Genomic DNA, 12,648 nt, shown 5'->3' on the forward strand with positions numbered 1-12,648 from the left:
CGGTATAAGTTGATGCGGGTTTAGCGATGCGAGGCGGTTGGCGCTATCTCTCTTGCGGACACATGATTTGCAAAAAGTGACACAATTTGCCATGCTGGGGCCATGATCTCAGCCACCTCCCCAACGGTTTTACCAACGGTTTCCCAAGCGTTTGTTCACGACTGGGTTGCGGCGTTGCATCGGCTGTGTCAACCAGATCAAGTTGAGGATTTCCTCCAGAGAAGCGGAGTGCGCCCCCATCAAGCGGATGGTCGTGGTCGGGTGACTCATGATCAGATTGTGCAATTGTATCAAATTGTTGCTGCGGAAACAGGCGATGAAATGATGGGGTTGTGGAGCCGCACCATTCGGACAGGAGCATTAAAGCATCTGTGTTCTTCTGTGCTGGGGGCTTCATCGCTTGGGGCTGCGTTGTACCGTTTTAGCACCTTTTGGAACCTTTTACTGGATGATCATCAACTGGAGCTATCGGAAAGCGACACCGAACTGGTTTTGCATATTCGCCCAGAACCGGGTGCCGACACGTCCCGATTTGGGCATATGTTGATGCTCAAACTTGCGCATGGGGTGGCGTCTTGGCTTGCTCATCGAGAGCTTCCCCTAGGCGGTGTTGGTTTTGGGTTTGAGCGCCCGGAGTTTGCCCAAGATTACCCGATTTTATTCCCCGGCCCGATTCATTTCGGGCAACTTACCTCTTGGATCAGTTTTGATAAGTCCCTGGGAGATCTGCCGATTTCACGCAGCGAAGCGGATATGCCAAGCTTTTTGCAACGCGCCCCGCGGGATTGGATTTTCACCAATTCGCGTGAACATGCTTTGCCGCTACGCATCCGTGAGTTGTTGTTAATGTCTGAGCGGCTTGAGTGCGATCTGGGCCAGGCCGCACGGCAATTGCATGTGACGCCGCGCACCTTGATCCGGCGTCTCAAAACCGAAGGCACATCTTTTCAAGCGATCAAAGACGGGGTGCGACGCGACATGGCGCTGCGGGATTTGACCACGGCGAAAACCATTGAGGCCATTTCCCAAGATACAGGCTTTGCGTCCCCCGCCAGCTTTCACCGCGCCTTTCGCGGCTGGACGGGATTGACGCCGAACCAATACAGGGCCGAAATGCGCCCCTAGTGCCCTGATCCTATGCCGATGGTGGCCGGCCTGTGGTTTCACGTTTCACCAAAGTTGCCGCGACCTGGGTCACAGTTGGCGGGGTGTCGGGTGCCTGAAATCGGTCCAGCATGACCTGAGCGAGCTTGCGCCCCAGATGGTAAGGCGACACGGCCATTGTCGAGAGCGGAGGCGTTGCTACGGCTGCATCCTGAACGTCATCAAAGCCAACAATAGACATATCTTTGCCCGGCTGAAGCCCGAGACGTTGCAAGGCCAGTGATGCTCCAATCGCCACCATATCGCCGTTACAGACCAGCGCGGTTACGTCTGGATACTGGGCGCGAAGGGCGACCAGCGCTTCCATCCCGGCCAGTTTGTCATCCTCTGTATCCCAAATAATTGGCGCGCCCAAACCGCGAGCCTGCATTACGCGTGTGTACCCGGCGATCCGCTCTGTTCGAACAAAAGATCGGGATTTACCGCCCAAAAACGCGATGTGGCGATGACCTAAATCCGCCAAATGTGTGGTGGCGGTTGTTGTGGCATCGGCGTCGCGAATGCCAACATGATCAAAGGGTTCTGAGGGGAGGTGGCGCAGAAACGTCACGGTTGGAATGCCGTGGGTGCGCAGCAAATCATAGGTGCTGTCATCGGTGTCATCCGCGGGCACCCACAACAGGCCGCCACGTGCATTGCGGATAAAAGCCTGAATGTTTCGGCGCTGCCGCTCCGTATCGTCGCGACTGTCGAGAACAGAGACCAAAAAACCTTCGGTTTCCAATAGATCGCTCACGCCGCTGATGACTTCGGCGTTAAAAGGGTTGGCGATTTGATGAATGACCAGCCCGATTTCACGGTTGATCCCCGAGCGCATAGATGCGGCGCGCCCATCGGGGACGTAGTGCAGTTTATGCGCTGCATCGAGCACCTTTTTTCGCGTCGCATCCGAAATTCGCCCCGCTCCGCGCATCACCTGACTTGCCGTGGCGGTTGATACCCCGGCCTCTTTGGCGACGGTTGAAAGTTTGGGTTTTTGCGACATGCGGTGCTGGATCTCCAAGCGGTTAAGGGCGCGGTTCGGGGCGGTGCAGCGTTCTATCAGTAGCGCTTAGACATGGCGATTTTTGCGCCGAAATTCAACTCAAATGTTAGCGCTGAGGCTCTGAGGGTGGAAAAAAGGGAATTGACAGGTGGTATAACGATATACCAAAATGGGCGCAGAGACTCGGTTTTGGAGGTCTGATGCCCAGATCATCAGAAAACAGGGTCCGCATTGAAGAAATGCATCTCGGGAGGATGACATGACATTCGGATATAAGATTGCCGGGGCAACTGCCTTGGCCGTAGCTTTGACGACAGGTGCCGCGCAGGCGGATGTTCTGTTCTGGTCAACGCAGGCGAAACCAGTGGAAGAAGCGCAGGCGATGCGTGAACAGGTTCTGGGCGATTTCCAGGACAAAGTGGATTACCAGCCAAACGATGGCGGCCCATGGCTGACACGTTTGCAAGCGGAATTGCAGGCCGGTTCCGGCACCATCGGTGTCTTGGGCGCGCTGCATGGCGATTTCTCGGCGATGAATGCTGACGATCTGGTTGATCTGGGCGATCTGGGCGTAATGTCCGCCTCGGAAACCTTTAATGATCTGGCGAAACTGGGCACCGATAGCGCGCAATACATCCCTTGGATGCAGGCCAGCTATATCATGGCGGCCAACAAAAAGGCGCTTGAGCATTTGCCAGAAGGTGCTGACATCGACGCCCTGAGCTATGAACAATTGATTGCATGGGCGGCCAACGTCCATGAAGCAACAGGCGAGGCCAAGTTTGGCTTCCCAGCGGGCCCCAAGGGTCTTAAGCACCGTTTCTTCCAAGGCTACCTGTACCCTTCCTACACCAACGGTGTTGTGCGTAGCTTTGCATCGGACGCTGCGGTGACCGCGTGGGAAGATTTCCGCAAGCTTTGGGCCCACACCAACCCAGCTTCGACCAACTTCAGCTTCCTTCAGGAGCAGCTGTTGAGCGAAGATGTTTGGATCGCGTTTGATCACACGTCGCGCCTTGCCGCCGCGTTTAACGAACGTCCCGATGATTTTGTTGCCTTCCCCGCGCCAGCTGGCCCAACCGGTCGTGGTTTTATGCCTGTGATCGCCGGTGTCGGCATCCCGAAAACCGCGCCTGACATGGATGCCGCCAAAGCCTTGGTTGCCCACATGCTCAAGCCTGAAACACAGCTCGCAACTTTGCGTGCGACCAACTTCTTCCCTGTGGTCGACGTTGAACTGCCGGGCGATCTGCCTCCGGCGGTTCAGGCTGCTGGCGGTGCTGTTGCCAAGATGAGCGGGTCCGCCGATGCCAACCCTGGTCTGCTTCCAGCCGGTCTGGGTTCCAAGGGCGGCGAGTTCAATCGCGTCTTTGTCGACACATTTGAGCGTATCGTTCTGGCCAACCAAGACATCCGTACAGTTCTGGACGACCAGAAAGGTGCCTTGGCGGCGATCATGAATGAAACCGGCGCGCCTTGCTGGGCCCCGGATGCACCTTCCGAAGGTGCCTGCCCGGTTGAATAAACCGACACTCTAAGACCAAAACTGTCCGGGCTAACGTACAGGCCCGGACACCCTATACCCCACAAAATCCATGTAACTGACACAGGAGCAGCGCCATGAACGCGCGGTACCTCCCTTATCTATTGATCCTGCCGGTCACACTGTTTCTGTGCCTCTTTTTCCTGTATCCCTTTGTTTTGGTGGCACAACAGGCATTCTATGTTGATGGCGGTTGGAGCCTCAAGAACTTCCAGGACATAACAAGTCATTGGAAATTCCCGATCTCGTTCAAGAACACAATGTTGCTGGCGGCAGCGGTTGTTCCAGTCCAATTGGCGCTGGCGCTGTTGATGGCCACCATGGTGTCACGGATGCAAAAAGGTCGTGATCTGATCCTTTATATCTGGACAATCCCATTGGGGATTTCCGATTTGGCCGCCGGGATTATCTGGCTGGCAATCTTTGAACAGTCCGGTTTCCTGAATTCCATGATGACGGGGCTTGGCGTGGTTGATCGTCCGGTGAACTTCCTGAGCTATCAACACCCCGGTATCGTTTTCCTCGCCATTGCTTTGGCGGAAATCTGGCGTGCAACGGCGATTATGCTGGTGATTTTGGTGGCGGGCATCGGCCTGATCCCCAAGGAATATTACGAAGCCGCCGAAGTCTTTGGGGCCAGCCCGTGGAAACGCTTTACCCGCATCACTCTGCCGATGTTGCGCCCGTCCTTGCAAACCGCATTGGTGCTGCGTGTGATCCTCGCGTTTGAGATTTTCGCGGTGGTTGCGGCGCTGGGCGGCACCTTGTTCCCCGTCCTGATGGGCGAGACATATGCCTATCAATTTGATTTGCTCAACAGCGGAGCGGCGGCGGCGATGGCCTTGATCATTCTCGCCATCTCCATCGGCTTTACCCTCGTTATCATGCGCGCCCTGCGCGTCCCGAAAGGAGCAACGATATGAACGCCGAAACCCGTTCCAGCGGACGTTTCCTTTATACGGCCTCCGTTGTGTTGCTATGTGCTTGGGTGATCGTGCCGCTCTACTTGCTGCTGATCAACACGCTGTCGTCGCCCGAAACGGTGAACAGTTTCCCCAAGCCGTTTCTGCCTGAATTCGACCTCGGAAGCCTGTCCTTCTTTGCCGGTTTCGAAGGGATGCTGAAGGCGCTGAAAAACTCGATCCTTGTGGCGGCCATGACCATGGTGATGTCCATCGCAATCGGGGCCCCGGCGGGTTATGCGCTGTCGCGGTTCGACTTTCCCGGCAAAGGGCTGTTTCGCCTGTTGATCTTGTTGACGCGGGCCTTCCCATTGCCGCTCTTGGCTCTGCCGCTGGCTGTGATGTTCATTCGCACCGGGCTGGATGACACGGTGTTTGGCCTTGCCCTTGTGCATACCACATTGGCCATTCCCTTCTCGGTTTTGATCACGTTCTCGCTCTTTTCGGGCATTCCGATTGAGCTGGAGGAGGCGGCTTGGACGCTTGGCTGTACCCGGCTTACCGCCTTTAACAAGGTCGTCTTGCCGCTGATCCTGCCCGGCATCACGGCCTCTGCGATCTTTGCCTTTGTGATCTCTTGGAACGAAGTGTTCGCGGCGGCGGTTCTCACGATTGAAAACCGCACCCTGACCGCGTTCCTCTTGCAGAATCTCGACACGTCACCGCTGCATCTGAAATTCGCGGGGGGCTTTATCCTCGTGGTGCCTGCGCTGATCTTTATCTTTGCCGTTCGCAAATACCTCTTTGCGATGTGGGGCATTGCCAACCGCTGACCCCATCCAATTCGGAGACAAACATGGCTGTTATCGAAATCAAAAACGTCGCCAAGCGGTTTGGGGATTACCAGGCGCTGAACGACATCAACCTGACCATTGCAGACCAGGAATTTATGGTTCTGCTTGGGGCGTCGGGCTGCGGAAAGTCCACATTGCTGCGGATTATTGCCGGGCTTGAGACACAAACAGAAGGCGAGGTGTGGATTGGTGGTCGTCGTATTGACAACCTGCCGCCCAAAGATCGCGGCATCGCGATGGTCTTTCAGAACTATGCGGTGTTTCCACACCTGACGGTGTTTGAAAACATTGGCTTTGGGTTGCGGATGCAAAAGCTTCCCAATGATGAGGTCACACGCCGCGTTGAGCGGACCGCAAGCTTGATGCATATCGAACAATTGCTCAAACGTTACTCGGGTGAGTTGTCGGGTGGTCAGCGTCAGCGGGTTGCCGTGGCGCGGGCCCTTGCGATGGAACCCGATGTGATCTTGATGGACGAACCATTGTCCAACCTTGATGCATTGTTGCGGATGGAAATGCGGGCCGAGCTCAAAGGTGTTTTGGCCGAAAGCAAAACCACCGCAATCTATGTGACCCATGACCAAGTCGAAGCCATGAGCATGGCCGATCGTATCAGCGTCATGCATCAGGGCCGCATCGTTCAGGCCGCTTCGCCCATCGACGTCTATCGCGATCCGGCCGAGCGCTTTGTGGCGGGCTTTATTGGCAACCCGCCGATGAACTTCCTGCCCGCGTCTCCGCTTGGCGGTGGTCAATGGTCGGTTGCTGGACAAACTCTGACTGGCCCGACCGCCGATAAACCGCTGGAATTTGCCATCCGTCCCGAAGACATGACGTTGGCGGAGGTGGGGCTCACCGCAAAGGCCAAAGTGGTTGAACCTCTTGGTGCGCATTTGCTGGTGACGGCCGAGGTTGATGGCACGCTGTTTCGCGCCGTGCTCGACAGTGATCTGCGCGTGTCACCCGGTGATACGCTGACCCTTTCCCCGACGCCGGACCGCATCCGTTGGTTCGACCCGGAAACTGAACATGCCGTCCAATGACGCTTAAGGATTCACACCACATGCAAACCCTTGTGCAAAACGCTTCAGAGATTCTGAAGGAAAATGATCTGGGAACCTACACTGTTCCCACTCACGGGCTTTACCCTTTTCAATGGAATTGGGACAGTTGCCTGACGGCGCTTGGTCAGGCCCATTTCAACGAAGTTCGCGCGTGGCGCGAGATTGAGACCCTGCTGGCCCACCAATGGGAAGACGGCATGGTTCCGCACATCATTTTCCACAAGGAGGATGATGGCTATTTTCCGGGTCCCGAAGTGTGGGCCACGGGGCGGGATGTCCCGACCTCTGGCATCACCCAGCCCGCCGTTGCCGGTTTCGCCATCAAGCGTTTGTTTGATCGCGCCAAAGACAAGGAGCTGGCCGCAGACATGGCGCGCGCGCTGCTTCCCAAAGTGTTTGCATGGCATGAATGGTTTTTCGCCAATCGCGACCCCCAGGGCACGGGCTTGGTGGCCATCCTCCATCCGTGGGAATCGGGTCGCGACAATTCCGTTGATTGGGATGATGCGTTTGAACGTGTGCCCACGACCGGCGTCCTGCCCTTCACCCGTCGAGACACGCAGCATGCCAATCCCGACCACCGCCCAACCCAAGCGCAATACGAGCGTTACATCTGGTTGGTTCAGCTGTTCCGCAGCCTGAACTGGGACAATTCCAAACTGCACGATGCGTCACCATTTCAGGTGGTGGACCCCGGTTTTAACGGCATTCTCCTGCGGTCTTGTATGGATCTGGCGGACTTGGCCGATGCGTTGGGCGAGATTGAGATCGCCGAGAAATCCCGCGCCCAGGCGACCAGAGGGATTGCCGCAATGGAAAGCCTTTGGAGCGATACACACGGCCAATACCTGTGCCAGGATCGTCGTCAAAACGCACTTATCGACAGCCCGTCTGTTGGCGGTTTGATCGCCGCCTTCGCCCCCATTCCTGCCCATCGTGCCAAAGCCTTGGCAGATCGTGTGACGGCCATGGCCAATAAAGTGTCCTACCTGGTGCCAAGCCATGACCCGGACGCCGCCGATTATGATGCCAAACGGTACTGGCGCGGCCCGGCATGGTTGATCGTCAACTATCTGATCAGCGATGGCCTCAAACGCGCAGGCCAAACCGACGTCGCCCGCCGGATCGCCAACAGCAGCGTTGAGCTGATCGAAAAGAGCGGCTTTGCCGAATATTACGACCCGATGACCGGTGAGCCATGTGGCGGAACCCGCTTCACATGGACCGCCGCTATGGTCATCGAATTTATTGCCCAGTCAGACGCCGGTTAGGCGTCGGCCCCTTTTGGGTAAAACATCGTGGGAGGCGCGTTGCCGTGGCGCCGTTGGGGGGCATAAGCCCCCCGCCATCCGATCAGAAAAACGCCTGCAATCCCGTTTGTGCACGACCCAAAATCAACGCATGTACATCATGCGTCCCTTCATAGGTGTTCACAGTCTCAAGGTTCACCATATGGCGGATCACGTGGAAATCCTGACTGATGCCATTGCCGCCATGCATGTCGCGGGCATGGCGCGCGATCTCAAGGGCTTTGCCACAGTTGTTGCGTTTGATCATTGAAATCATCTCTGGCGCAGCTTGGGCGTCATCCATCAACCGTCCGACCCGCAGCGACGCTTGCAAGCCCAATGTGATCTCGGTCTGCATATTGGCCAGTTTCAACTGAAACAGCTGTGTTTGGGCCAAGGGTTTGCCAAATTGCTTGCGATCCAGCCCGTATTGCAGGGCCGCGTGCCAACAGGCCTCAGCGGCGCCCATGGCCCCCCAGCTGATGCCATAGCGCGCCCGGTTCAAACAGCCAAACGGCCCTTTGAGCCCCGATACATTCGGCAGCAACGCGTCTTCAGACACCTCAACATTGTCCATGACAATCTCACCTGTGATCGAGGCCCGCAGCGATTGTTTGCCCTCAATCTTTGGCGCGCTTAAGCCTTTTGTGCCCTTGTCGAGAACAAAGCCCTTGATCTTGCCGTCATGGGCGTCCGACTTGGCCCATACCACAAACACATCCGCAATCGGTGCGTTAGAAATCCACATTTTGGACCCGTTCAGAACATAACCACCGTCAACCTTTTTGGCCGTGGTTTTCATGCTTCCGGGGTCGCTGCCTGCATCTGGTTCGGTCAGACCAAAACAGCCGATATATTCGCCGCTGGACAGTTTGGGCAGATATTTCTGACGCTGCTCAGCGGTGCCATAGGCATAGATCGGATACATCACCAAAGAGGATTGCACAGACATCATAGACCGATACCCGCTATCGACCCGCTCCACTTCGCGCGCGACCAACCCATAGGTGACATATCCTGCACCCAGCCCGCCGTATTCTTCTGGGATCGTGGTGCCCAACAGGCCCATTTCACCCATTTCGCGAAAAATGTCCGGGTCGGTTTCTTCCTTGGCAAAGGCATCCGTTACCCGCGGCATCAGCTTGTCCTGTGCATAGGCGCGGGCGCTGTCACGGATCATTCGTTCGTCTTCCGCCAGCTGACTTTCCATCAAGAAAGGGTCGTCCCAGGAAAAACTGGACAGACCGGGTTGGGATTGGGGTGACAGATGCGACGACATGGGGTTTTGCCTTTCGAAAGAGCGTTTCGTCATGAAGTAAACGCAAGAACCTTGCCCGCAAAGCGAATTTCCGGCATGAGTTCATTCCAAAAGGGAATGTTGTGACTGCTTCGCGCCGCTTTACACCACCACTCTCCTCGCTCACCGCCTTTGAGGCCGTGGCCCGGCATGGCTCGGTCACGGATGCGGCGCGGGAGTTGGACCTGACCCAAAGCGCCGTAAGCCGTCAAATCCAGAAACTGGAAAACCAAGTCGGTGGCCCCTTGTTTGAGCGCGACCGCAAGCGTTTGCATTTGACGGCGCAGGGGGAAACCTATGCCCATGAAATCCGCGTGGCCCTTCGGCAAATCCAAAACGCGACCATTGCGTTGCAAACCAACCCGGACGGCGGGGTTCTGAACCTTGCCAGCCTGCCAAGCTTTGGCACCCATTGGCTGGCACCGCGGCTGCCAGATTTTTTGCGCAGCCATCCGGGGATCACGCTGAATATGTCGACTCGCTTTTTGCCCGTCGATTTCAGCAAGGAAAATGTGCATGCCGCCATCCAGCACGGGCAGGGGGCCTGGCCGCATGTTGAGGCCGTGAAACTTTGGGACGAGCAGATGCTGGCCGTCGCCGCGCCCGAGCTGTTGCAAAGCGCGGATGTAACGTCACTTCCACGGCTTCAACTCGAAACCCGCCCACAGGCGTGGGGCGATTGGTTCACAGCTCAGGGCCTGCCGGAACCGGGGCGTCCGGCGATGGTGGTGGATCAGTTCGGGACCATGCTTCGTGCGGCTCAGGCTGGTCTGGGGGTGGCTTTGATGCCCGACTACCTCGTTGCGCAGAATATTGATGGGGAATCCCTGGTCGCCGTGCCGGGGGCAGCCCCCGTCAGCATCGGAGCCTATTATCTGGTGTGGCCGGAAAACGCCGGGGATTACCCGGCGTTGGCAGCGTTTCGTGATTGGTTGCGCGTCGCCTGCGCAGATCGGCTGTAAGGCGCTGGGGTGCCTATGCCTTGAGCCGGTAGCCGATTTTGAACCAATACCAAGCCAAACTGCAAATCGCCAAAGTCGCCCCAAGCGCCACCGTAAACCCAAAGAGCGGGGCGCTGTCTGAAACGCCAATGATCCCCCAGCGTGCGCCGTCGATCAGGTAGAACACCGGGTTGAAGTGGGTGATTTGGTAGAGAACCGGCGGCAGGGCTTCGACCGAATAAAAGGTGCCGGATAAGAACGCCAAAGGTGTGACGATGAAATTGGTGATCGCGGCCATCTGGTCAAACTTGTTGGCAATAACCCCGGCCAAAATGCCAAGTGCAGATAGGAACGCAGCCCCCAGGATCACAAAAGCCAGCGCCACAAACGGGTGCGCGGGAACGATGCCAAGCACAAGCCATTGCCCAAGCCCGATTGCAATCGCCACCAAAACACCACGCGCCACGCCACCGGCCAAATACCCGACCACCAATTCAAAGGCCGATAGCGGCGGCATCAATGTGTCGACGATGTTGCCCTGCACTTTGGAGATCACCAACGAACTGGAGGTGTTGGCAAAAGCGTTCTGGATCACGGTCATCATTAAAATGCCCGGTGCGATAAAGGTGGCAAAATCCACCCCCATCACGTCACCGCGTCTGGCCCCGATGGCGATGGTGAAAATCAACATAAACAGACCGGCGGTCACCAATGGTGCCAGCAAGGTCTGGGTCCAGACGTTTAAGAATCGCAAGGTCTCTCGCAAGGCCAATGTCTTGAGCCCCAGCCAATTGACCGCGCCAAAACGCCGATCACCGGGGTGAAAGCTCGGATTTTCTAGATTCGTCTGTGACATTGATGCCCCTCGTTTCGCTGCCCGCCTTGTATCTTGTTTCGCAATGATTAGAATAGGGCGAACTTTGAAACGACAGGCGGTCCCTTGCGGGCCGCTTTTTCAGTGGGAATACACGATGTCCTGGACCGATGAACGCGTCGAGACGCTCAAAAAGATGTGGGGCGAAGGCCAATCCGCAAGCCAGATCGCCAAAGAACTTGGCGGCGTGACCCGCAACGCCGTAATCGGCAAAGTGCACCGTTTGGGCCTGTCGAACCGCGCCGGTTCCGGCGGATCCGCGGACACCAAGCCCAAAGCCAAGGCCGAGCCTAAGCCCAAGGCCGCGCCCAAGCCCAAGGCCGCCGAAGCCGCGCCCAAGCCCAAGCCAGCGCCAGCCGCGCCAAAACCTGCCGCAGCTGCGCCTGCCGCATCTACGCCCGCTGTTTTGCCAGCGCGCAAACAAATCATCCCAGCCGGCCAGCCATTGCCGCCTCAGCCATCGGCCAATGAAATCTCACCCGAGGCCTTGGCCCGTGTGTCTGAGATCGAAAAGAAAGCCAAAAAGCTGAGCTTGATGGAATTGACCGAACGGACCTGCAAATGGCCTGTCGGTGACCCTGCGACCGATGATTTCTGGTTCTGCGGTCTGCCGGTTCAACAGGGCAAGCCCTATTGCGAAGCCCATGTCGGCGTCGCCTTCCAGCCGATGAGCTCGCGCCGCGACCGCCGTCGCTAATCGCGGTCGACATTCAATAGACAGCGCCCTGCCGATCTCGGCGGGGCGTTTTCATTTTCGCGCCTTGGTATGGTGCGACAGTATCGCCAGAAAGGCCTTGGTCATTGGTTTTTCGACTTTGGATCCAGGCCAAATAGCGTGAACGGGGATGGCAGGCAGGGACCAGTCGGGCAAGATTTCGACAAGCGAGCCATCAGAAATCTGGGTCGCCACATAATGGCGGGGCGGTGAGGCCACAGCCATACCATGTGTCGCCAAATCGACCATGGCTTCTATGTTGTCGACACTGAGGTTGCCTGCCTGTTCAATGTCTTGAAAAATGCCTGAGATATGCGTGAGCCGTCGACGAGAGCCAAGATGGCTGTGCTTGATCCATGGCGCTTGGGCGAGATCGTCGAGGGTCTCAATCTGGCCATGATCGGCCAGAAATCTCGGGGCGGCCACTATTATGCGGGGCATTTCCCAGACGTGGGTGCATTTCAATGTCGAATCTTGCAAGACCCCTGCCCGCAATGCCAGATCGATTTTGCCCGCAATCAAGTCATGTGCGGTGTCGGCGTAGCAAAGATCCAAGTCCACGTTTGGGTGATCACGTTGGAACTGCGCCAATGCGGTTGAGACCGGGGATCTCAACAACGAAACAGTAAGCGCAATGCGTAATCGCCCCCGCAATGTTCCATCGCCGTTGATCGCCTCTTCTAGCCCAGTTTCGGCCATGTGACGCATGTTACTTGCGGCGTCGCGCAAACGTTCACCGGTTTCGGTTAGGGTCAGTTTGCGGGTGGAGCGATACATCAACGGCCCGCCAACGGCCTGTTCAAGCAATTGGACATGGTAGGTAACCGCCGAGGGTGTCATGCCCAAAGCGCGCGCCGCGCCGCGAAAGGAGCCTTGTTGCGCGACCTCAGCAAAGACCCCGAGAGATTTGAGGTGTTCAATACTCATTGATATGATTTTTTGATCAGTGCATTCAATTGTTACCCTATTTGGTGCAGGTGGTCACCGCAATAGATTGGTTGGGTCAACCGAGGACCTTCC

The 12,648-nt window shown here is 56.9% G+C and carries 12 protein-coding genes; 8 read left to right on the forward strand and 4 right to left on the reverse strand.

The genetic code is table 11. From position 1 onward, the window contains the following. Window positions 1-102: 102 nt before the first annotated feature. Entirely contained in the window at window positions 103-1,125 is a 1,023-nt protein-coding gene (locus tag ACRBB0_RS21490; protein ID WP_431376522.1) for an AraC family transcriptional regulator ligand-binding domain-containing protein, read from the forward strand. Window positions 1,126-1,135: 10 nt separating this feature from the next. Here ACRBB0_RS21490 and ACRBB0_RS21495 read toward each other — a convergent pair whose 3' ends face one another. Then, entirely contained in the window at window positions 1,136-2,149 is a 1,014-nt protein-coding gene (locus ACRBB0_RS21495; RefSeq protein ID WP_431376523.1) for a LacI family DNA-binding transcriptional regulator, read from the reverse strand. 259 nt (window positions 2,150-2,408) lie between these two features. Between ACRBB0_RS21495 and ACRBB0_RS21500 the strand changes: the two genes are divergently transcribed. The 5 genes from ACRBB0_RS21500 (at window position 2,409) to ACRBB0_RS21520 (ending at window position 7,783) form a co-directional block, all read left to right on the forward strand. Beyond that, complete coding sequence (locus ACRBB0_RS21500) at window positions 2,409-3,674, forward strand: ABC transporter substrate-binding protein (protein ID WP_431376524.1); 1,266 nt, start codon at window positions 2,409-2,411, stop codon at window positions 3,672-3,674. Between the two features lie 95 nt (window positions 3,675-3,769). Beyond that, entirely contained in the window at window positions 3,770-4,615 is an 846-nt protein-coding gene (locus ACRBB0_RS21505; protein ID WP_431376525.1) for a carbohydrate ABC transporter permease, read from the forward strand. Then, window positions 4,612-5,427 (forward strand): carbohydrate ABC transporter permease, encoded by an 816-nt coding sequence (locus tag ACRBB0_RS21510; RefSeq protein WP_431376526.1) that lies wholly within the window; start codon window positions 4,612-4,614, stop codon window positions 5,425-5,427. Before ACRBB0_RS21505 ends, ACRBB0_RS21510 begins: the two co-directional genes overlap by 4 nt. Before the next feature lie 23 nt (window positions 5,428-5,450). Further along, entirely contained in the window at window positions 5,451-6,491 is a 1,041-nt protein-coding gene (locus ACRBB0_RS21515) for an ABC transporter ATP-binding protein (protein ID WP_431376527.1), read from the forward strand. Window positions 6,492-6,511: 20 nt separating this feature from the next. Next, entirely contained in the window at window positions 6,512-7,783 is a 1,272-nt protein-coding gene (locus tag ACRBB0_RS21520; RefSeq protein ID WP_431376528.1) for an amylo-alpha-1,6-glucosidase, read from the forward strand. An 82-nt stretch (window positions 7,784-7,865) separates the two neighbouring features. Here ACRBB0_RS21520 and ACRBB0_RS21525 read toward each other — a convergent pair whose 3' ends face one another. Further along, on the reverse strand, window positions 7,866-9,080 hold the full coding sequence (locus ACRBB0_RS21525; protein WP_431376529.1) for an acyl-CoA dehydrogenase: 1,215 nt from the start codon (window positions 9,078-9,080) through the stop codon (window positions 7,866-7,868). A gap of 101 nt (window positions 9,081-9,181) precedes the next feature. Here ACRBB0_RS21525 and ACRBB0_RS21530 point away from each other — a divergent pair, with 101 nt between their 5' ends. Further along, complete coding sequence (locus ACRBB0_RS21530; protein ID WP_431376530.1) at window positions 9,182-10,060, forward strand: LysR substrate-binding domain-containing protein; 879 nt, start codon at window positions 9,182-9,184, stop codon at window positions 10,058-10,060. Between the two features lie 13 nt (window positions 10,061-10,073). Here the strand turns inward: ACRBB0_RS21530 and ACRBB0_RS21535 are convergent, their stop codons facing one another. Further along, the gene (locus ACRBB0_RS21535) at window positions 10,074-10,895 is read right to left on the reverse strand and encodes an ABC transporter permease (RefSeq protein WP_431376531.1); all 822 of its coding nucleotides are present in this window, start codon (window positions 10,893-10,895) and stop codon (window positions 10,074-10,076) included. 115 nt (window positions 10,896-11,010) lie between these two features. Between ACRBB0_RS21535 and ACRBB0_RS21540 the strand changes: the two genes are divergently transcribed. Continuing rightward, window positions 11,011-11,610 carry a GcrA family cell cycle regulator gene (locus tag ACRBB0_RS21540; RefSeq protein WP_431376532.1) on the forward strand — a complete coding sequence of 200 codons (600 nt, stop codon included), beginning with the start codon at window positions 11,011-11,013 and terminating at the stop codon, window positions 11,608-11,610. 51 nt (window positions 11,611-11,661) lie between these two features. Here ACRBB0_RS21540 and ACRBB0_RS21545 read toward each other — a convergent pair whose 3' ends face one another. Then, entirely contained in the window at window positions 11,662-12,555 is an 894-nt protein-coding gene (locus ACRBB0_RS21545; RefSeq protein WP_431376533.1) for a LysR family transcriptional regulator, read from the reverse strand. Window positions 12,556-12,648 lie beyond the last annotated feature (93 nt).

It is taken from the genome of Pelagimonas sp., assembly GCF_050633425.1.
Taxonomy (GTDB): Bacteria; Pseudomonadota; Alphaproteobacteria; order Rhodobacterales; family Rhodobacteraceae; genus Pelagimonas.